Source organism: Nostoc sp. C052 (assembly GCF_013393905.1).
In the GTDB taxonomy this organism is placed as follows: domain Bacteria; phylum Cyanobacteriota; class Cyanobacteriia; order Cyanobacteriales; family Nostocaceae; genus Nostoc.
Genome location: NZ_CP040272.1, coordinates 5510612 through 5532904, shown reverse-complemented (window position 1 = coordinate 5532904; position 22293 = coordinate 5510612). Strand labels below are relative to the sequence as shown.

20 protein-coding genes are annotated in these 22293 nt (G+C 37.1%); 6 read left to right on the top strand and 14 right to left on the bottom strand.

The annotated features are described in order from the left end of the window. Nucleotides 1-266: 266 nt before the first annotated feature. From pip to FD723_RS22850, 3 genes are all read left to right on the top strand, one after another. Nucleotides 267-1205, top strand: coding sequence for a prolyl aminopeptidase (gene pip, locus FD723_RS22860; RefSeq protein WP_179067411.1), 939 nt, complete (start codon nt 267-269; stop codon nt 1203-1205). Between the two features lie 675 nt (nt 1206-1880). Next, nucleotides 1881-2522 carry a DUF4232 domain-containing protein gene (locus tag FD723_RS22855; RefSeq protein WP_179067410.1) on the top strand — a complete coding sequence of 214 codons (642 nt, stop codon included), beginning with the start codon at nt 1881-1883 and terminating at the stop codon, nt 2520-2522. 101 nt (nt 2523-2623) lie between these two features. Then, nucleotides 2624-3415: a GH25 family lysozyme gene (locus FD723_RS22850; protein WP_179067409.1), complete on the top strand. Its 792-nt coding sequence runs from the start codon at nt 2624-2626 to the stop codon at nt 3413-3415. A 700-nt stretch (nt 3416-4115) separates the two neighbouring features. Here the strand turns inward: FD723_RS22850 and FD723_RS22845 are convergent. Continuing rightward, nucleotides 4116-4547, bottom strand: coding sequence for an NUDIX hydrolase (locus FD723_RS22845; RefSeq protein WP_179067408.1), 432 nt, complete (start codon nt 4545-4547; stop codon nt 4116-4118). Between the two features lie 423 nt (nt 4548-4970). Continuing rightward, nucleotides 4971-6491, bottom strand: a complete 1521-nt coding sequence (locus FD723_RS22840; RefSeq protein WP_256874905.1) for a PLP-dependent aminotransferase family protein — start codon at nt 6489-6491, stop codon at nt 4971-4973. 215 nt (nt 6492-6706) lie between these two features. On the opposite strand from FD723_RS22840, the gene FD723_RS22835 reads away from it, so the two are divergent. After that, nucleotides 6707-6922, top strand: a complete 216-nt coding sequence (locus FD723_RS22835; RefSeq protein WP_179067406.1) for a hypothetical protein — start codon at nt 6707-6709, stop codon at nt 6920-6922. Between the two features lie 114 nt (nt 6923-7036). Here FD723_RS22835 and FD723_RS22830 read toward each other — a convergent pair whose 3' ends face one another. The 3 genes from FD723_RS22830 to FD723_RS22820 all read right to left on the bottom strand — a co-directional run bounded on the left by FD723_RS22830 (nt 7037) and on the right by FD723_RS22820 (nt 9113). Further along, the gene (locus tag FD723_RS22830; RefSeq protein WP_179067405.1) at nt 7037-7384 is read right to left on the bottom strand and encodes a hypothetical protein; all 348 of its coding nucleotides are present in this window, start codon (nt 7382-7384) and stop codon (nt 7037-7039) included. Between the two features lie 79 nt (nt 7385-7463). Further along, nucleotides 7464-8951 (bottom strand): CIA30 family protein, encoded by a 1488-nt coding sequence (locus FD723_RS22825; RefSeq protein WP_179067404.1) that lies wholly within the window; start codon nt 8949-8951, stop codon nt 7464-7466. Between the two features lie 18 nt (nt 8952-8969). Then, nucleotides 8970-9113 (bottom strand): hypothetical protein, encoded by a 144-nt coding sequence (locus FD723_RS22820; RefSeq protein WP_179067403.1) that lies wholly within the window; start codon nt 9111-9113, stop codon nt 8970-8972. A gap of 116 nt (nt 9114-9229) precedes the next feature. On the opposite strand from FD723_RS22820, the gene FD723_RS22815 reads away from it, so the two are divergent. Both FD723_RS22815 and FD723_RS22810 read left to right on the top strand, forming a co-directional pair. Next, nucleotides 9230-9631: a fasciclin domain-containing protein gene (locus FD723_RS22815; protein WP_179067402.1), complete on the top strand. Its 402-nt coding sequence runs from the start codon at nt 9230-9232 to the stop codon at nt 9629-9631. A 203-nt stretch (nt 9632-9834) separates the two neighbouring features. After that, nucleotides 9835-10170 carry a hypothetical protein gene (locus FD723_RS22810; RefSeq protein WP_179067401.1) on the top strand — a complete coding sequence of 112 codons (336 nt, stop codon included), beginning with the start codon at nt 9835-9837 and terminating at the stop codon, nt 10168-10170. 28 nt (nt 10171-10198) lie between these two features. Here FD723_RS22810 and FD723_RS22805 read toward each other — a convergent pair whose 3' ends face one another. From FD723_RS22805 to FD723_RS22765, 9 genes are all read right to left on the bottom strand, one after another. Further along, nucleotides 10199-10738: a GNAT family N-acetyltransferase gene (locus tag FD723_RS22805; RefSeq protein WP_179067400.1), complete on the bottom strand. Its 540-nt coding sequence runs from the start codon at nt 10736-10738 to the stop codon at nt 10199-10201. Next, nucleotides 10735-12090, bottom strand: coding sequence for a UDP-N-acetylmuramoyl-tripeptide--D-alanyl-D-alanine ligase (gene murF / locus FD723_RS22800; protein WP_179067399.1), 1356 nt, complete (start codon nt 12088-12090; stop codon nt 10735-10737). The genes FD723_RS22805 and murF overlap by 4 nt, the downstream gene beginning before the upstream one ends. Nucleotides 12091-12654: 564 nt before the next feature. Further along, nucleotides 12655-16503 (bottom strand): glycosyltransferase, encoded by a 3849-nt coding sequence (locus FD723_RS22795; RefSeq protein ID WP_179067398.1) that lies wholly within the window; start codon nt 16501-16503, stop codon nt 12655-12657. A gap of 24 nt (nt 16504-16527) precedes the next feature. Then, complete coding sequence (locus FD723_RS22790; protein ID WP_179067397.1) at nt 16528-17733, bottom strand: aminotransferase class I/II-fold pyridoxal phosphate-dependent enzyme; 1206 nt, start codon at nt 17731-17733, stop codon at nt 16528-16530. Nucleotides 17734-17855: 122 nt separating this feature from the next. Continuing rightward, nucleotides 17856-18911 (bottom strand): FkbM family methyltransferase, encoded by a 1056-nt coding sequence (locus FD723_RS22785; protein WP_179067396.1) that lies wholly within the window; start codon nt 18909-18911, stop codon nt 17856-17858. Nucleotides 18912-19114: 203 nt separating this feature from the next. Continuing rightward, on the bottom strand, nt 19115-19651 hold the full coding sequence (locus FD723_RS22780) for a GNAT family N-acetyltransferase (protein WP_179067395.1): 537 nt from the start codon (nt 19649-19651) through the stop codon (nt 19115-19117). 2 nt (nt 19652-19653) lie between these two features. Next, on the bottom strand, nt 19654-20625 hold the full coding sequence (locus tag FD723_RS22775; RefSeq protein WP_179067394.1) for a hypothetical protein: 972 nt from the start codon (nt 20623-20625) through the stop codon (nt 19654-19656). Between the two features lie 138 nt (nt 20626-20763). After that, nucleotides 20764-21450 (bottom strand): WbqC family protein, encoded by a 687-nt coding sequence (locus FD723_RS22770; protein WP_256874904.1) that lies wholly within the window; start codon nt 21448-21450, stop codon nt 20764-20766. 81 nt (nt 21451-21531) lie between these two features. Further along, entirely contained in the window at nt 21532-22275 is a 744-nt protein-coding gene (locus tag FD723_RS22765) for a bifunctional 2-polyprenyl-6-hydroxyphenol methylase/3-demethylubiquinol 3-O-methyltransferase UbiG (protein ID WP_179067392.1), read from the bottom strand. Nucleotides 22276-22293: the final 18 nt, after the last annotated feature.

Here is a 22293-nt window from a genome sequence, read left to right as displayed (position 1 = left end):
AGCAATAGCACTAATAAATCTGTATAGTGATTGTATCCTTAGTTGATCGCTGGAATGCTAGACTACAGCAAAACTACATACTCTCTTCAAAATTTTACAAAAATGCGTAGGTGTAGCTAGTAGTCTGTCAATAAATAATTGATAGATAAATTACCTGTAGAGACGGCAATTTATCGCGTCTCTCTAACCGTCAAAATTAATAGGACAAATTACTAGCCGTAGAGACAAGCGATCGCAACAACAACATTACTGATAGAATATCCAAAATGCGAGAACTTTACCCAGCGATCGAGCCTTATTTAGAAGGTTATTTAAAGGTTTCCGACCTTCATACCATTCATTTTGAAGAGTCAGGGAACCCCCAAGGTCAACCCATCGTTTTACTGCATGGGGGCCCTGGTGGTGGATGTCCAGCTTTTTATCGGCAATATTTCCACCCCGAAAAATGGCGGTTAGTGATGTTTGACCAGCGCGGTTGCGGTCAAAGTAGGCCCCATGCTGAATTACGAGAAAACACCACTTGGGATTTAGTCAGTGATATCGAAAAACTGCGCCAACATTTAGGTATAGAAAAGTGGGCGGTTTTTGGTGGTAGCTGGGGTAGCACTTTATCATTAGCCTACAGTCAAACCCATCCCTCTCGCTGCACGGCATTAATTCTGCGTGGAATCTTCATGCTGAGGCAAAAAGAGTTGCGCTGGTTTTACCAAGAGGGTACTAGCTATATTTTTCCTGATGCTTGGGAAGAATATCTCAAACCAATTCCCATAGATGAACGTGACGATCTGATTGCAGCATATTACAAACGCTTGACCAGTCCAGATTTAGAAATTCAATTAACAGCAGCGCGTGCTTGGTCAATTTGGGAAGGTAGTACCAGTAGACTGTTCTTAGACCCAGAACTGATGCAAAAGTTTGGTGAAAGTGAATTTGCTTCAGCTTTCGCAAGAATTGAATGCCATTACTTTATGAATAAGGGATTTTTAGAAACAGAAGATCAATTACTCTTAAATGTAGACCGTATCCGCCATATTCCGGCTGTAATTGTTCAGGGACGCTATGATGTAGTCTGCCCAATGATATCAGCTTGGGAATTACATCGGGCTTGGCCAGAAGCCGAATTTATAGTGGTTCCTGATGCCGGACACTCGATGAGTGAACCAGGAATTCGTAGTGCTTTGATTGAGGCAACAGATAATATTTAATTCGGTTGAATTAAATAACAGATATAAAGATAATCTACTCAATCTTTAATCTTTGGCAATCGTTATTCGACCCCACTATAAGAGGCTGTTTGAAAGGTATTAGGCGAATATAATGAGACTGTTGGCGAATTAGTAGAGAGTCTAACCCATTATTCCTGATTACTCTGATTTCAGTCCGTTTCAACGGACTTGAGCTATTAGCCCGAAATTTATTTCAGGGCGGGAAAGCAACGCCAAACCAATGTTTTACGGGTCAGGAGTCAAACCCACCGTGAATTGACCAATAGTCTCATATAATTCGCTACTACACAAACCAAGTCCACCTCCGTGGAAAGCTTGAAAAATCAAGGATTTTTAACCCACGTTCGCGTAGCGTTCCGTAGGAAAAGTGGGTAAAGTCTCGTGTAGCCGCAATTTCTAATCGCCAAGGCTAGTAACAAATTAGACTTTTCAAACAACCTCTAAAACAATACAGTTCAGATAAGCTCAAAACACTTGTAGAGACGGCGATTTATCGCGTCTCGAAAACCCAAATTTGTTGCTAGAAGCCCTTAACCCAAGCGTATTGCACTATAAAAGATGGTATATACACAGCAACGCTAACCCTTGTTACTTTGGAAACTTACACTGTATCTAAAGCATCAGTGTAAGTAGTTCACTACAAAAAAAGAAGATATGCGAATACTAATTTTGGAAAGCAGTATGTTGTTGCTCCTCACTGCAATGACAACTGGCTGCGTCGGTTCTTCCTCTGTTACAAAACAGCCGCAAGCCTTGCCAGCAAGCACCGAACAACCAACGAAAGAAGCTGTGTTGTCTTCAACACCTACACCGACTGCAAAACCTATAGAGCATTCCACCCCTGAGGCCACTATTGCCACGAATCCGACGCGCTGTGAAGCTAGTCAATTGTCAGTGCGCCGAGTCTCCGAAGATGCTGGCGTTGGGAATGTTGCACTCACTTACGCCTTCACCAATAACGGCTCATCCCCTTGTAACCTCAACGGTTATCCGGGATTGGCACTACTGGATGCAAAAGATCAACCTTTACAGGGAATTAAAGTTATTCGCTCCAAGGGCACTTACTTTTCGAGTAAGCAACCTCGACAACAAGTAACTCTAGCTCCTGGAAAACAAGCATCATTTCAGATAGCATATAACCATGTTAGTTCCCCACAGGAACACTGCCCAATATCTAGTAAAATCGAAATCACGCCTCCGAATACCTCCCAAAACCTTACCCTTGCAGAAGAAATCAAGCCTTGTACAGGCAAAGTTAGAGTGACTCCAGTACGTTCTGTTGCCACTCAACCCTAATAGATTTCTCTAATTTACTCAAATACCCAGAAAAAGCATAAATTTAATCAAAGCCTCTGATAAGTTCACTATTGTACTAATCACAAAGGTTAAGAAATTCTATGGAAGGAATTGATGTTGCCGATCAAGACGGCAGAGTAGATTGGACAGCAGTAAAAAACTCTGGTAAAACTTTTGCCTTTGTCAAAGCCACAGAAGGAGTTAGCATAAAAGATTCTGCTTTTGCTCATCACTGGCAGACCACGAAAGCTGCTGGTATTATTCGGGGTGCTTATCATTTCTTTCACCCCCATACATCTGACCCAGTTCAGCAAGCGAAGGAATTCTTAAAAACATTGGGCAAATTAGAACCAGGAGACTTACCACCAGTTCTGGATGTAGAGATAACTGATAAAGTAAGTAGCCAAGCAGTAATTAGTGCAGCGAAGCAGTGGTTAGCAGAGGTAGAAAAAGCCCTTTTGCAACAAACAAAAAAACCAATCAAACCAATTATTTATACCTTCCCTAGTTTCTGGGCAGAAATAGGTAATCCATCAGATTTTGCTAGTTATCCGTTATGGATTGCCCACTACGGAGCCAAAAACCCAAGTATTCCTAGTGCTTGGCAGGGGCAATACTTAATTCATCAATATGAAGGTGATATATCTGGTGTAACTGGTGTTAGTGGTCGAGCCGATTTGAATAGATTTAACGGATTGCAGCTAGGAGATTCTGGGCTAAGAGTAAAACAATTACAACAGCAATTAAAAGATATTGGATTATATACTGATGCTATTGATGGGCATTTTTCTGAGTCAGTTAAAAATGCAGTTGTTAGTTTTCAAACATCTAAGAAATTGCAGGCTGATGGAATTGTCGGTATAAAAACTTGGGTAACTTTGCTATGGGTTTAAGACGGATTTTACACTCAATAAATAGACGCATATTCACTATCAAATGAGTGCATCCTATTAGCCTTAACACGCTAATAGGATGCAAAAAAATTGTAGGTTGGATGGGGGCTTTGGGTAACCCAACCTACGTCTAATATCATGTCTGCTTGATTACTTACTAAACCCCAAGAATCCCACCCCGCCAAAGCTACGCTTTGTCTCCCCTCCCTTTGGCATTGGGGAGGGACTGGGGGTGGGGTGCAATGACTGTGGGAATAAACTGTTGTGATTATAGTTTGCACATTGAGGCGGCAGGGGAGCAGGGTGCAAGGGAGAGGATTTCCAGGTTTTGCCTACTCATGCTTGTGATGCAATTTGCACGCACAACAGCTTAATAACAAATGATCCGAGCAGGATATGATAAGTAAGTCGGCGTAAATAATTATTGTTGGGATAAGGCAGGGGGCAGGGAGCAGGGTGATAAAGGGTTTGAGCCTTGTTTACTTTTCTTCACACAGTTTGGTTTTATTATGCCGACTTACTTAACACTATTTTAAGCTTTCTATAACATAGTTATAAGTTTTCTCACCCATCTACTTATAGGAACACTTTTAATAAGGGGCTTAAGCCCGTTGTGTGGTCTTAAGTATAGCTAATTCTTAAAAACCTCACTTTGGTCTGAGAGGCTCAAAATAATGTGTATTTCAATATCTAACTAACATCAAAATGCACAAAAGTGAGACTTGACTTGGAAAAACCCTTTAAGAATTCGTTTGAGTGAATTAAATTTAACCCGCCTGATAGCTTTATTCACTTCTACCCACTGCCGTTTTCTTTTAGTTGCTTCTGGATAATCTTCACTCAACATCTCAACTGGTAATAAATACATCTTGACGCGGTAACTTTTGCCTTGTTTGCGGTATTTGTAAGTGCCCAGTTCCTTCGCGTCTACATGCCCAATAACTCCTGCTTCTTCCCATGCCTCTTTGGCTGCTGAAGCAGGCGGACTCATGCCATTAGGAATATCTCCTTTCGGAATTACCCAGTGTTGAAAATCACGGGTGGTAATTAGCAAGATTTCAATTTTACCATTGTTTACTCTGTAAGGAATCACCCCAGACTGTTTAAACACTTTGCTGGCTTTTCGACTCATGTAATTTGCATCCTGTACGGCCTAGCTTTTTTGTACAATGTTTACTTCAGAAAGTCGAGAGCTGATACCGGATAAATTTTGGTTAATCTTAGATTATGAAAAGGTTAAAAATGTTTTTTTACCTATAAAAGTTAATTATTGAAGTTCTTGATTGTTTAACTAGGGGCGCATACCCATAAACCCGCAGGGTATGAAAATCGCTAGATTTACAAAATTACAAATATAAGATTAAATGCTGTCAAATGTGTATTCCTGATGGCTGATTGACAAATACAGCACTCTTAACAAGATTAAGTATTCTGACTTCATACCAAAAGATAGCAGTCCTAAATCAGTTGTGAAAAATATTTTTTAATTAATTTATAGACACGTAGCGGCTTCCCGTATGTTACTACAGAGACACCTTAACCATTTGTTAGGAAATTACAAACTGTGAACAAGTGGTTGATAATTAGATATACGATGTTTGACGACAAGCTGCTCTGCATCTACGCATCTTCTGGAAATATACTTTTTCAACAACTTACCCACAATCGAAATCCCTTGCTCAATCTCCTCTGGCGAGAGACAGAAAGTCAGACGCATCGCTGGATAACCCTGCTTATCGGGAAAAAATGCTGAACCGCACGCCAGATAGACATTTTGGGCAAAGGCTTCCTTACGAATTGTCCCAATCGGAAAATCATCTGGTAACTGTACCCAGAGAAATAATCCTCCCGTGGGAACTGTCCAGCGGATTTCTTCAGGAAAATAACGCTCCAAAGCTTGCAGCATAGTATTACGACTTTGCAAATTATCTGTACGAAGTCGGCTGAGGTGACGGCGATAATGTCCTGAAGCGAGATATTCGCTAACTATGGTTTGCGAAATACTGGATGTGTGCAAGTCATGAAGTAATTTTCGCTCAATAATTGCTTGATAATGCTTACCTGTAACTACCATATAGCCGACTCTTAAACCAGGCATTAAAGTTTTAGAAAAGGTGCTTAAATAAGTCACTAAATTATTTTTATCTAAAGCTTTAATCGGTGCTGATACAGCATCAAAATTTATTCCTTCATAAGCATTATCTTCTAAAATAGGACATTCATATTTTTCAGCTAATGTTAGTAATTGTTGACGATGAGCTTGTGTTGTCGTCAATCCAGTTGGGTTATGAAAAGTACTAATTGTATAAATTAATTTTGGGCGGTGGCTATATAGATATTGTTCTAATAAATCTAAATTCATTCCCTCCCCAGTCATGGGAATGCCAATAATCTTGGCTCCTAAGTTTTCTAAGATAGAAATTGCACCATAATAAGTAGGAGCTTCGACAATCACCCAATCACCAGGCTGTACATAATAATTTATCGCTAATGACAACCCTTGCTGAGAGCCATTAGTAATAACTAAATCTTCTGGAAATACCTCTAATCCTTGATGTACTAACATCTGGGCAATTTGTTTGCACAGGGTTAATTGTCCTTGAGGCATTTCATGGGGAAAGAAAATATCAGTATCATCTTGTCTTAATGCTCGTCTAGCAATAAGGTTGATATCTTTTGGTGGACGAGGATAACCGTAACCAAAATTAATTATTCCTGGCTCAGTTTGTGCTTGTACCAGTGGAGTATACATATCATAAAAAGAACACTTCCCTGGTTTTGTAATTATGACATTTTGGGCTGGAGCAAATTTAGATTCTAGGTTGGCACTTTTGGGATAAACGCTGCTGACAAAATATCCTGAACCCTGACGTGCAGAAACAATCCCATCTGCTTCTAAAACGTTATATGCTTCAATAATCGTGAGTTTGTTAACTTGTAAACTCTCTGCCAGAGAGCGGATGGAAGGGAGGCGATCGCCATTTTTGAGTGCGCCAGATTTAATCAGCCGACTGATGCGATCGCGGATCTGTAAATAAATCGGCTTGTGTGACTGTCGGTCTAGCAAAATTTTCATTTTGGCGCACTCGTTAATGACTAAAACATCATCAATACTGGCAATATAAACTATTTTTACCAAGTTTACCTAGTACAGTTGGGAGTTTTTTTACTATACCAGTTGAGAATGAGTGTAACTGTACTAGATTAAATCTGCCAAAACTGTACCTTCTCAGTTCTAAATTCTTACGTGAAAGTAAAAGTAATAGTTCATTATTTATCAGGTGCTTTCACATGAATAAACTTTATTTTTTGTTAAATCTACGAAAATATTGGCAACATTTTGTTATCTGGATGACTAGCGGTTCTGACCTGCAAGTGTGGCACGAATCAGACTATCGTGGCAATACTTCTTGTTGGCACGCCTACGATCCAATCACAGGACGTTCTGTCTGTTTTGGTTCTGAAGAAGAAATGCGAATTTGGATTGACAAATGTTACTACAGATAAAATATTTCGTTAATCAAACAACATTGCCTTTTAATTTTTCCACAACAGACTGTAGGGGCGTACATTTGTACATCCCTACGAAAAATCTATATTCTATGCAAGTGAAATAAATATTTAGCGTGATTCTATTTTAGCAACTCGCTCCTCTAATTTATTGACTTGTTGCTTCAATTCAATCACCAAAGTTGCCAATCTATCAAACATTGGATCTTGCTGTGATAAATTCCTTCTAGAACCAGTTGACTGTCGTGGGGTAAGTGTTGTTCTTGAGGATGAATACTGGCGGGTTTTACCTAGCTGAGACTCTATCTGATTTAACCGAGACTCAAAACGATTCAAGTCTGCTTCCAGGTTATTGATGCGGGACTCAACTTGCTGCGATGAGGCAGTTTTGGAAAAAAAACTGCCCCAGATAATTGTGATTAAAATCCCGGCGATTACTAGCACCTTGACTTTTTTCATCTCAATAGCTGACTTGTTAGAACAGTCTATCTAAATAGGCTTTTTTGGGATAGTGACAGACTAAAAAGCTGTGAAAATTTCATCTCTTATCCGGTTGCAAGTTAGAAAATAAACTTGGCCAATCGATATATTTGACAGTATTTTCTCCCTGTTTAACCTCAAATGTAATGTTAGAGGCTTTTTCTAGTTTTAGCGCTTGCACGCAAAGTTCTGCCACATCCTCACGACTGATTTTGCCTCTAATATTGTCACCTTGCTCGAATATTAATTCCTTACTTCCTGCATCTTCAGTTAAAGCACAAGGTCTAATAATCGTATAAGGAATTCCGTTTTCTCTTAAACTATCTTCTCCTTTCAACTTCCAAGTTAAAATTCCTCCCAATTGGTCATTTAATTTCACTGCTGGCGGTTCTTCATCTAAATTAATCCCAGGGCGGCCAGGACGAGTTACACCTGCTGAACTGACAAGAATAAATTGTGGCAAAGTTGTCCCACCATAAGCTTTAATTGATTCCAACTGCAAAGCAAAACCACCTGGAGAAAATTTGGGATTCAAAGCGCCATCATATTCAAATTTGCTCAACATCAGTTGGAATGAGCAAACTCTACTTTGTTCAATTGGCGGCGCATCTTTGACAACTTTTGCCCGAAAAACGGGAATTAAATCTGTAAAGGGAATGTGAATATCTATCCAAGTATCAGCTATGGTGTCGAAAGAATAGCTATAGCCAATACCATCCCATGTTGTATCTGTCCGCAGAAAGATTTTATAACGCTGACCGTCACCCTTGACACGTAATTTTACACCAGTGTAACCAGATAAGTTAAAGGGTGGATCAAAATTCTTCGTTCTGACAGAAGCAAATCCGCCAGAGTTAGCGGTGGAGACATTACCAGCAAATAAAGCTGTATTATCTAGCAATTGGATATTACTGGCACTAACACCACCCATGACGACATCATCCAACGCTCCCCAGTAATCTTTTAATTCTGCTGATGGTTTGGTGAAATCAAATATTGGTTTTTCGTTTGCTTGGGGTAAATATTTTGCCGCAGCTTGGACTAAGTTTTTGACACCTTGATATTCTACATTTTCGGGAGTGTCGCCGACAATTTCCGGTTGGTAAAATTTAACACCTTGATAATATTTGGCTCTATCTGCTGTGTCTCCCTCAACAGGTTGTACACGTACTGCTGTGCAACAAATTACAGCTTGGATATCAGCTAGGACTAGAGGAGTTAAAGTTTCTGGTTGCGTGATATCCGCAACCACTAAATCTATATCATTACCAAGAATTGACCGCGCTTTGTCAATATCTCGAACTAGGGCGCGAACTTTATAACCTTGTTGGAGCGATCGCAGCACTACTCGTTTACCGACACCACCAGTTGCACCTGCTACTAATATTACACCCACGTTTCTTCCTCCATTGGGTCTATCTTGATTATCCTTAGGACGGCCTTGGATTAACTGCTGTACCCAGTTAAGGAAAGGAATTACCTCAAAGTAAGTCAGGGTTTCGATAAACCTGCCTAAGTCCCATTGAGAACGATTTTTGTCAGTCATATTTGCGTCCTCATAACTTTATTTAGGGTAACAATTTTCGAGAATGGGTTGTGAAGGTGCGATCGCGCACAAGTAAGTATCATCACAAACCAAATAAATCACGACTGCGCCGAATGTGCGATCGCAACCTTTGAGACGCTGGAGGCATCGCTGCGCGAACAAAACTTGGGTAGTGTTTTCCCAGTCCCTAATCCCCAGTAAAGAGTCCCTTTTTCAATAAAAATTAAAATAGGTTTATTATCCTTTAAAATCTTTTGCAGATATTGAGGTTAAGATATATGGCTGATATTGTTGATATTGCAGTTACGGCTGAGTCTTTCAAAACACTGGTAGCAGCTGTCCAAGCGGCTGGTTTAGTAGAAACATTAAAAAGTCCTGGGCCGTTCACAGTCTTTGCACCCAATGACGAAGCTTTTGCCAAGTTACCAGCGGGAACTATCCAAACTCTGTTACAGAATATTCCCCAGCTAACGAGGATTTTAAAGTATCATGTCGTTCCAGGAAAGCTGCTAAAGGCTGATTTGGCAGAACTCGGTACGGTTAATTCTGTAGAAGGTTCACCCATTAAAATTCATTCTTCTGATGGTTTTGAAATTAAAAATGCCACAGTTTTAGCAGCAGATATCGAAGCTGATAATGGTGTGGTACACGTTATCGATACGGTAATTTTACCGGGTTAATTCAGCTAGGGTGGGTGTTTTCCACCCTAGTTATCCAGAAATTTTATAATTAACTAACTATTGATAGTATCAAAAGGCAACTCAATAGTTTAATTTATGTTATATTTGCAATGTGATTACTCACTGTTATGTTAATTTAAATTGCGTTGTTTTAAAATAAATTAATAAATTCTTAAAAAGCTAACATCTATCCCAACAAATTAATGCTCGATTTTAACACCTTAGCTGAGTTCTCTCGTGGCAACTGCATAAGCATTTGTGCATTTCTCGTACCAGCAAACTTACTTATCACAATTTTAACGATGGGTCTGGTAGCGTTACGCCGTCCATCACATCAAGTATGGCAATCTGCTGCAATTGCTAGCTTTTTTGCTTCTGTAATGATCTTTCACGTATATACTTGGTTCATGATTGGCGTGGTGATGGCTCCTACTTATATCTTGTTATGGCTAGCAATCACCTGTCTGGTGACTAATTTGGCAGCAATTCTTTTTCAAAGACACTACAGCAACAACAACAACCCTAGTCTTTCCAACTAAAGTCTGTCGGGCGTCATAGGTGATATTTTCAGAAAATCCATTCATGCTCAAGGATGGCATATAACCAAGAGTCTCGCCATTCTCCCTTAATCCAATGGTGTTCTCGCAAATACCCTTCCTGCTGCATTCCGATTTTTTGCATCACTCGTGCAGAGGCAATGTTTTCTGGGTGACAAGTAGCAAAGATGCGATGTAAGTTTAACTCCTGAAAACCAAATGATACAACTGCTTTTACAGCTTCAGTTGCATATCCTTGTCCCCAAAATTCTTTAGTAAAAGAGTATCCAATAGAGCCTATTTTGTTGTCAGTATCCTGAACGGATATACGACAGATACCAATTAATTGCTTTTGGGGTTTTAAAATCACTCCCAAAGCAAAATGCTGACGGGGTTCTTTACTTTGTAATGAAATCTCTCTTTGCAAAAAGTTTTTGGTATCTTCTTCGCTATTCGGGCCAAAGGTTAAATAACGCACAACTTTCGGATCGCTGGCGTATTGATGAACCCCTGGCCAATCTGATTCTACAAAGTCTCGCAGTATCAGACGTTGGGTTTCTAGTGGTATCATTTGGGAAATTCTGCACGTAATTGATTGACTACCCGATCTAGTCCCACGGAATGAGCGGCCTTGAACAATAAACGATCGCCTGTTTGCACAAATGTCTTCAACCTAGCCACCAACTCGGCATGAGTGGCAAAACACTCCGATGGAATCCCCTCAGCACTAAGAGCGATCGCTTCGGCATCTTGTCCATCTACCAAAACCAACAAGCCGTCTAAATTCAACTTTCGGACTGTTTCACCCACTCGCTGGTGCAACTGCTGCGATCGCTCTCCCAATTCTTTCATTGCACCCAATACGGCAATCTTCCGCTTTCCGGGTGTCTCTGCCAATAATTGCAACGCTGCAATCATCGCTTCTGGTGCAGCATTATAAGTTTCATCTAAGATTACTACATCATTGGGTAAGTTAAATCGCTGTGATCGCCCTGTAGGCATATCCACATTCACACCTGCTTTGAGGGTTTCCCAATCAATCCCCAACACCTTGGCCACCGCTAAAGCTGCCAAAAAATTAGTCGCATTGTGACGCCCAGGTAGAGGCAGAGGTAGTTGGATGCCTGCGACTTCCACAATCTCGTTATCAATTAATTGCCCTTGGATATCTCCACCAGAAAAGCCGTAAGTTAAAAGTTCCCCGTGCCAAACTTTCGCCGCCGTCGCCATTAATAGCGGATTGTCGTGATTGAGAATTGCCACACTATCAGCAGGCATTTCGGCTAATAACTCACATTTTGCCTCAGCGATCGCTTCTTCGGAACCCAGTAACTCAATATGTGCCGTCCCCACATTAGTAATCACTCCAATTGTTGGACGCGCTATTTGCGTCAGTTCGGCAATTTGTCCCCTACCCCGCATCGCCATCTCAATTACGGCGTAGTCATTTTCGGCGCCAAGTTCTAGGAGAGTTTTCGGGACACCAATTTCGTTGTTGTAATTTCCATAAGTTTTGTGAACTCGTCCCTTGGTTGCTAAGACTGCGGCGATCAATTCTTTGGTTGTAGTTTTACCTACAGAACCCGTTACACCAATTACAGGAATGTTAAAGCGATCGCGCCACCATCGGCCAAGTTTTTGATATGCCTTGAGGGTGTCCTTTACCTGTAATACAGGAAATCCCGGATTTTCGTATTCAAAATCTACAATTGCAGCGATTGCACCCTTTGCGATCGCAGTTGGCACAAATTCATGTCCATCAAACTTATCGCCTCGGAAAGCAACAAATACTTCACCTGGCTTCAGGGTACGGCTATCTGTTTGGATACCACTACTTACTTGTGTTAAAGCAGTTTCAGATAAGTTTACAGAATGGCCCAAAATAACTTCAACCAGTTGGGTTAGGGTAGCAGAGCAACGCATTTAAAGTTCAAAATCATAAAATCGAATTATGACATAATATTGTTTACTTGTAATTACAAGTACTCTTCTTCTTACTCTAAGAGGTTGTTTAAAAAGTCTAAATTAATACTAGCCCCGGCGATTAAAAATCGCGGCTACACAGACGAAACCCACCTTTCCTACGGAACGCTACGCGAAGGTGGGTTGAAGACCTTGATTTTGTGTTAGTCCGTGGAGGTGGACAATGCTAGTGTAGTAGCGAATTATATTCGCCCAAAACTTTTCAAACAACCTCTAAGCCAAGGCACTGAATATGGGATCATGCCAAATGTGCAAGTTATATCAAAGTCAAGTTACAAATTGTCATTGCGAGCGCAACGCAGTGGAGTGAAGCAATCGCAAGATATGGGATTGCAACTCTTGGAGACGCACTCGCGTTCACTACGCTGTCGCTTCGTACCCTTCTCTACGAGAAGCTGCGCCAACGGGTTCTCCGTTCGCGTAGCGTTCCGTAGGAAAGTAGTACGCAATGACAAACACGTTCTTGCAAAATTGGGATACTCCCCTGAATATGGTAAATCTTGTTTAATCAACAGTCGAAAATTTATTAATCCAGTTATCTAGTTCATAACATCCTAGATTTTTAAGTGGTACTTTTTTTAAAGCTTCCTGATCTTCATATTCCAAAATAAGTCTGGCATTAATTCGAGGTAACAACCCTTGCCACTCAATATTAGAAAGGTTTTCTACCAGAGAAATTTCTAATCCTTGATTAATATCTAAATCTTCCTCTAACAACAGATTCATCGCAATACTAGATAGAAATATTTCTGCATCTTCAGGAGCAGTATTACTCGTGTTGATAATTAAAGTAATTTTCTCATTCTTCACATGATTGGCTAATCTTTTAATCACTTGTTCTAAAGCTAAACCAAGAGATTCTTCTGGCTGTAACCAATCAGGGAAGATAATTAGGTTAATATCTCCTAGTTGTAAATTTTGACTCAGATTATCTGCAAGATGCTTACTTAATAATTCTTGAAATAAGCTACCTATTTTAGCTGAGTAAGAACGACTATCAAGAAAACTAGGATTCCCCTGCATTTTTTCCTTAATTTGGTCACTCTTTTCTTGACGTAATTTAGGATTATTACCAAGTGCGATCGCTAATTGTATATAAGACTCTTCACTATCCGCAACTAAATTGGGGATATCCAGTACTTGCACCATTGCGGCTCCCATTGCAGAGCGAAAGCTACTTCCCCGTCTAGCGATTACTGGTAGATTAACTTGTAGTGGTTCTACTAAAGAAGTTGTTCCTGCAAATGGATAAGAATCTAGATATACATTGGCAATTTTGAAGTATTCTTTAACTTCTTCTCGATTTGGCACTGGCTGAGGATCTAAAACTATTAATTTCTCTGCTGGTATACCATGCGTTGAAAACACTTTAATCAAGTGATTTACAAAAGCTTTTTTAGGGTAATTATTTGACCAATTCGGGCCAAATGGCAGAAGCACTAAAACTGAATTGGGAACTCCAGAAATTATTTTTGCCCATGTATTAATTAGTTCAGGGATGATTTTGAAGAAGTTAGCACCAGAGACAAAAATAACTGTTTCTTCAGAGATACCTAAACTTTCTCGATCAACTTTGACAGTTACATTTTCTTGTTCACTTCCATAACTAAAGCAATGAGCAGTTCCTTCTAGCTTCACCAACTTTTCTCGATATTGCTCTTCTGCCGTCGCCGATGGATCGGTTAGGGTACCAGAAATGTAATAATCTATATGCCGCATTCCTGTTGTCACTACAGAACCGCCACTTGTGACTTGTATTCTAGCTAACCTATGCATTGATAAGAAGCAGATTTGATTGGTTACTGCCGTCACATTGGTAGCAATGAATAATATATCGAGATCATCATTACGAATTGTATTTACTTGTCCTGCTAAATCTTGTGGTAGCAGCTTAAAGGAATTTGCACAGCTTTGGCAATATTGCTCTAGTTGATGACCAGTTTGATTAAGAGAGTACAAAATTACTTCAAAATCTCTACTGATATACTCATAAATAGGAAGGTAAGCAAATGTTTCAGAACCAGGTAGAAAATGTGCAGCCAGGATACCCAAGCGAATTTTTTTTCTGCCTATAGGTCTATTTGCAAACTCATAATCTACCTCATAACCCTTACGCTTCAGTAAAAGCTCTATAATTTTTCCACGCTTAACATAGATATCTTTAAGATTATGCTCATTAAAATATAGGGGAATAAAATTAGCAATGGACGTAAAGTTATTAGCTATTTGATCCCACAAGTGAGAGTCAGAATTTTGTAATATAGATGTATGTAAATAATCAATCCACCCCCGCATATAGTAATAGTAATTATCTGCATCACCCAGTTCTTGAAAGTCAACTGGGGAAGAAAATAGGAATTGTAAATAGTCATTAATTAACCAACTGGGTATGCGAGAGAGGTCATGCTGTAATGGTAACTGGTCAGCACTCCGATACAGCATAGCTGCTAGTAAATACTGAATTGCTTTTGGCTGATCAAAACCTTGAGATAGCCTTAAAAGGATATCATTAGCAAAAATCTGTTCTTCATCAGTCAGACTTTCATACTTGATGCTACTATTCACTAACATCTTATGTGTTGTACCCAGTAGACCTAGATACATATCTGTTATCTGCTCATCTGAAACATTCAGACATTCTTCTGCTATTTGTTTTCGCAAATTATGCAATTCTGCATTTTGTTCACTCAAAACTGCATATCTATAAAGAGCTTGTTGTCTCGTTGCTTCAGGATATCGTGTATCACTGTAAATTGTCTGAAACAGTTTTTGATAATCTAATAAAATAGCATCCTTTAAAGCAGCATTTCGACGAGTTTGTTGTTGTGGGTGTATCCTAAAATGAGATAAAACTTGATCAACAAAACCAACTTTGTATTGACTCATAATTCTGAGCCACATTTCCAAATCTACAAGTTGACAAAACTCAGGATTAAATAATCCTACTTTTTCAAAAACATCTTTTCTGATGAGTACTGTGCTTGGCTCTCCAATTTTATTAATTGGAGAGCCAAGTATATTGGGATCTAGTAAAAGTTGCTGTCCTGATTGAATTGGCTTTAATGTTGACCAAGCTTTGTATACATCTTTAGCTTCGTGATGCATTAAAAAGTTTGAATCATAGACGGTGTTGCCAGTATTAGTGAAGAGTGTTCGCGGTGAGAAAACTAAACCTATCTCTTCATCTTGTTCAGCCAAATTAACCATTTCTTCAATAGCATTTGGCTCTAACAAATCATCTTGAAATAAAAACTTTATATATTTACCTTTAGCTTGAGAAATACAAAAATTCCAATTTTGAGCTAGTCCATATTGACTATGTTCAAGAATGGAAAAATCAACGGATAATTTTTGATTAAATAATTTAGCAATCTCAACTGTTATGTCACTAGAATTATCATCAGATAAAACAATTTCTATATTTGGATAGGTTTGGTGTAACACACTATTAATAGCTTCTGCAATAAATTTTTCACCATTGTAAGTAGGAATACAAATACTAACTAACGGCTGTTCCTCTAATAAGTTGGTTTTCTTGTAATCAGTTTCTTGCTGTGATTTATTTAATTCTTGATCTTTTAATACACTAGCTAGTTGTTGAGAGTATAAATTTATAGATGTATTTATAATTGCTTGATATTGAGAGCTAAGATTATATTTTATAGTGTCAAGCATTCTAATAGTTTCTTTTATTTGCGATTCTCGGCTTTTACTAGACCATATTCCTTTCGCATGAACTCTATATGCTGACATCACTTCATCAATGTATCCGATTTTTCCATACTGTGCATTTAAAATATGGAAAGTCCAATCTCCCATACTTTGTTCATAAAACCAATCGGGAAACTCTTGTACTAAGCCAGCACGATACATTACTGAAGGAGTGGAAATAAAGTTGTTTACTAACAAATTTTCTATAGTAGATGTTTTTGGCTGATTGCGCAGAAAAATCGTAGGTGAGTGACTGTTATCTTGGCAAAATACTAATACATTGTGAAAACATATAGCAAAGTCTAAGTTTTTATCTAAAAAATCTACTTGTTTTTGTAGTTTTTCACTTGAAGTCCAGTAGTCATCACCTTCTAATATTGCTAGATACTGACCTTGACAGGCTTTAAATGTATTTAAAAAATTTTTGTGCGCCCCTAAGTTTATATCGGGCAGTAATAAGCGAATTTTGTCCGAATATTTTCTTTGGTAATCAATTACAATTTGACGTGTATTATCTGTAGAATAATCTTCGCCTATCACAAGTTCATATTCAAAATCGACTTCTTGCATCAATACACTTTCTATGGCTTGAGCAATAAAATTTTCATGGTTATAAGTAACCATTAAAACACTTACTTTCATACTTTCATCTCTAAGATATAAATTTTAGATGTGTGAATAATAGGGGACTTTAGAAATTTCACAACTATTAGCAAAAACTAACTTGATAATTTGACAAATTTTGCTAATATCTTCTGGTTTTAATGCCGTGCCTGTTGGTAGGCAGAGTACTCGATTGACAAGTTTTTCAGTTTTAGGTAGCAATAGCCTATTGTAAGGAAAATAAGAACGATAAGGTTCCATATTATGGCAACCTGGATAGAAGTACTTTCGAGCAATAATATTTTCAGCTTGTAATATTTCAACTAAATAATCTCGGCTTATACCAAAATCTTTTTCATCAATTTCTAAAACAATATACTGATAATTACATTTTTGTGTTTTGTCATAAGCAATAAGTTTCAGTCCAGGAATACTCTGCAATTCTTGTTTATATTGTTGGTAATTACGATAATTGATAGCCACAAACTCTTCTAAACTTTCAAGTCCTGTCAAACCCATTGCTGCTGATGTTTCATGCATTTTCCCGTTTGTACCAATATAGATAACGTTATCCATACCGACAAAACCAAAGTTAGTCATCAGGCGAATTTTTGCAGCTAATTCATCATTATTAGTCACAATTGCTCCACCCTCAAATGTGTTCAAAAATTTAGTAGCGTGGAAGCTAAAAACTTCGGCATCTCCAAAGCTACCAATCATACGTCCTTGATGTGAACAGCCGAAAGCATGAGCTGCATCAAACATTAATTTTAAGTTGTGGGTACGGGCAATTTTACTTAAAGCCTCCACACTACATGGACGACCCCACAAATGAACGCCAATAATACCTGTAGTACGTGGCGTTATTAATTGCTCTATTTGCTTTGGATCGATGTTGTGGGTTTTAGGGTCAATATCACAAAATACTGGGGTAATTTCTTGCCATTGTAGAGCGTGTGCGGTTGCGATAAAGGTAAAAGAAGGGACAATAACTTCGCCTTTTAAACCCGCAGCACGGATGGCTATTTCTAATGCTACTGTAGCATTACAGCTAGCAATGCAATGCCTTACTCCGATAAATTCAGCAATACGTTGCTCAAATTCTTGTACATAAGGGCCATTGTTCGTTAGCCATCTTCTATCTAAGATGTCATTGATGCGATTAAGTAAGCGCTCGCGGCTTCCAATATTAGGACGACCAACATGCAATTTTTCTGTGAACGTTGGTATACCAGTAAATATAGCTAAATTATTCAATTGTTGTTTCATCTGAACCATTTTTTAATTTTGTATTTGGAAAAACTTTAGAAAAGATTTTAAATAAATCATTATAGAACATTTCAAAGGTGAGGAACTTTGATATATTAAAAAGCAAAAATTCTTTTTGTGGTTTATTGCATAACTTTGGCGTAAAGCACTGTTTCTTCAGAATGTATCGTGTAATGATCTATATACAACTGGTAGCCAATATCTAAACTATGGATAAAAATAGGAATATCAAAAATATCATTTGGTCTATGATATATAGAAATAGCAAGTTTTGGACGGAACTTACGGATAGTTTCTACAGCCCCATGTAAGGCACTTAATTCAGCCCCTTCAATATCCATTTTAATGAAATCTACTCTATCTATACTTTTTTCATATACAAGTTGATCAATTGTCGTAGTAGCTATAGGTATTTCCGATGGAGTGTTACTAATATTTGTACCAGGCCCTTCGCCATGTAAATAAAGCTGAGTTTCTGAACTATCTGTTAGAGCATAATCACTAATAACTACCCTCTCTGCTAAATCCTCATTCTGCATCAAGTTGTAGCAAAATACATCTAAATTATGTGGCTCTATTTCAAACGAAAAAACTTTGCCTTCTGAACCAACAGTTGATGCAAAAGCTATTGCTGTATCACCAAAGCACGCACCAGCATCAATCACATAATCTCCTGGCTCAGGACAGATTTGAACATTATTTCTACTAAAGTAATACTGCTTGAACAAAAATGTCCAAGCTACATTGCCCGACCAGCAATCAATAGTAATATGTTGATTTTCAAAGCTAACCGCATACTTCTGCAATTCACCAAAAATACCAGAGTAATCTACATCAGATTCTGAAACTATCATCTCCCTAGCTTTCTGTCTGTCTCGCCAGTGTTGTTCATTATTAGTAGGTAATTTAAAGTGTAGATGTCCTACTAGTCTGAAAAGCAATAAGTTTGTTAACCAATTCTTAGACTCAGAATCAGCTAGAATTTCGTGAACTTGCTGAAGATTGTCCTGATTTTGGAAAAGAAACTTAAGATAATAACTGTATGAGTCTATAAAAATCTGCCTATTGGTATAATCCTTTGATAAGGTTTGAAATCTCTCATAATCCCAGTTATCTTCCTGAAAATTATGAATATTTACATAAAACGTATGGATGATATCATCGATAAATTGGGACATAATTTTGCTGTTACTATATTTCAAATATTTCAATTTGACTCAGTTATGATAAATAAATAATCACTACTTGAACTTGTTATGTATCAAAACTTGCTATTGCTACGGTCAAAATTCTAGCAGTCTTCTTAGTTATTAGATTACCCACAACTTCCTAAAAAATATCATTTTAAAATTGCTTTACTTTCTTATATCATGCATTTATACTATTTATTATTGTTTTGAATATCTTTATTATAATTACTTCTAAGAATCGCCATCACAAAAGTGTTATGGTAGCTGCCATTTTTATAAACTGCCTCTTCCAACTTTCCTTCTACAAAAAAACCAACTTTTTCATACATTCTAATAGCTCTAGTATTTTGCTCAAGAACATAGAGATAAATACGGTTAAGATTCAAATCAATAAAAGCGTGCTTAAGAATTTCTCGGCAAACTGCTTCTCCAATACCTTTAGACCAGTAATTCTTATTACTGATAACAATTGAAAATTCAGCAGAACGATTAATCGATTGAATATTTGTTAAATAAACATTGCCTATAAGATTATTATTATCTGATTCAATAATAGAAAGTCTAACGTTTTTATCTCTATTATTAAGATAAGTTTGATACCAATTCTCATCTATCTCTTCAGAAATATAAAGAAAATTACACCCAAGAAAATTGATAATATCATGGTCGTTTCTCCATGCATTAATTATTTTTAGATCATTTTTGCAAATCTCTCTTAATGTGAACATTATTAGTTACCTAATAGTTTTTTTATTGATTTAATCACATAATCTAGGTCATCAATCTCATATCTATGATCTATTGGAAGTGCAAGTAATTTTTGCGTTAAATCGTTTTCAAAATCAAATCCTTCCAATCCTCTGTGTATTGTATCTTTCCATAATGTTGGAATAAAAATATCTTGATCATATAGTAGGTTTTTATCTATTCTATTTTTGACAAAAAGAGGATAATGGTAAGGAATAGCATTAGTTGCTAAAGGCAAATTAAATTGATTAATTTCTTCAAAGAATGAATGATAATAATTGAAGTGATGCCGACGCTTTTGAGCAACATTTAGATAATCAATGTTAGCAAGTAAATATTCAGAAATAAGTGATATCTTTTTAATTTTATCATCCAACACTTTTTCATATTCTATAAATTCTTGATATGCTTGTTTCTGCTTACCCAATAAACGATTTAATAAATGATTACAAGTCAAATCAGTATTCCTTTCATAGTCAACAGGAATATCATAAGGAGTATAAAGATATGCTCCATCTGGCACACCAAAAAACTTTCTTGCCGAATTAAAAGACCAAGCTTTACTATTTTCTCTATCAAAGAATGCTTGAGTATTATCAATGATAATTTGATCATTATACCGATTAATTAAGGCTTCAATAAATTTACCCTTTAGTCCAAAATAATTGATATAAATCAAATACTCATTTTTTTTTAATTTCACATCTTCAGTAGGTTCTAAATTTATATTAATTGAGTAAAAGCTATAGGGAGTTTGATTCGTTTGAATCGGCTCCAACAATGCGTTACAGGTGTAAAAGGGTATCCATATTCTCTGGGCTTGAATGTGTTTAAGAATGAGATTTAGGCAAGCTCTTCCATTACTAAGAGCAATTGCATTAGAATGATAGCTGCAATCTTTATTTTGGATTTCTAACTCAAAAAAACCTCCAATTGGTTTTACTCTAGACTTCATCTCAATCTTTAAAACCTCATATAAATTTATATTTATCTGAATAGGTATGAGTCTTATGCTTGCTATTGATTAAATGAAATATATATCTAGTAACTTGTTTTTTCTCTTCCTAATCTAAAAATATAAATATTTTTGCATTTATATTAAATCATATTCATTCAACATTTTTTGAATTTTTTCTTTGTCATTAAACATTAGAACATCAATGATTGAAAGCCAAGGAACAAACTGATTATCAAATTGATTGTATTCAACAAATCTTGGCTGAAGAAATGACAACTTGATATCATTTCTTTTAAAAACCTCTCTTGAATACAATTTCTCTCCTCCAATTGAATTTATGTAATGGTCAGACCCTAAACACTTGTTTATACTGATAACCCGCTCTTCCCCTTTCAATGTATTGTCTTTATTAAGTTCCGAGGAAAAATAAACTTGTGTGCCAATATCTAAATAATCACAAATGAGCTTTAAGCTATTCGTTATCATTGTTGAAATATTTATTTCATCTACAGATAAAATATGATCTAATAGTTTTTTAATGTTTGAGTAATAAGGCGCTTTTCTATAAGACAAATCCACTATATTTAACAATCTTTTTCTTTCTTTATCAAAATTTTCTGTAAAAAGCCTCTGATTGATGTTCAAAAAAGCAGAATCATTTTTTATGCTCAATGTAAATAGGTAAGCTTCTCTATTTAATAGAATTCGGTTTCTATTGATCCAGCCTCCTTTTATGTACTGTACATCATCATGAATTACAAATTTATCTGCTATATTGATAAGCTGAAAATACCCTAGATACGGAAATAAGTACGGCTGCATTATAGTAATCTTCATAAATAGACCTTCGTTTAGACCAGTGAGGCATAAAAAATAGACCTTGCTGATAAAATATGTAACCTATTAGATACGACCTTTTTCGCAAACCATAAAAATACTGGCGCAGAGATCAGGGTATTGCATTCCTAATTTGTAACAAGCTTCTAGATATGAGTCTGAAATTATGTCACTACTTAATAATTTGTCAAATTGAAAGTTGGCTAATGCTTTAAAAAATATACCACCTCGATGAACAATATTAAGACCAGCATCAATAGTATCTTTTTCTAAGCTATCAAAAGCGTAAGTTTTTCGATGTCCATGAGCAAACTCTGCCTCAGTAACTGCCGTATTGTGAGAAATAAGACCCATCTTAACGGCAATTTGCCGAGATGGAGCATTCGCATTTGGGACAGCTAAGAAAAGTAGTCCCTGGTCTGATAACCATAAATTAATTTTACGTAGAATAAAGACCGGATCATCTAAATGTTCAAGCGTATGAATTAGAAAAATAGCATCGTATTTGTCTTGCAATTCTAGTGTTTCAAAGACTGAGTTAATAAATTTAACCCTATATCCCACACGATTTCTTACATATTCTACTAACGTGTCAGCAGCTTCAACAACGGTGATATCTGTGAAGTGATCGATCAGCATCTCAGTAAATTCTCCTTGAAAGCAACCTAACTCTAATGCTTTACCTGATGACATAAATGGTAGAAAAGAACGTAGCATATAGCGTCTTAGGAGTTTGTCAAAGCTATACTCATACTTTTTGTCTGGGTCATTAGTATTAAAGGTTGAATATTCTTTATTATAATCTCTCATAGTAAGTCTCTCTTTATA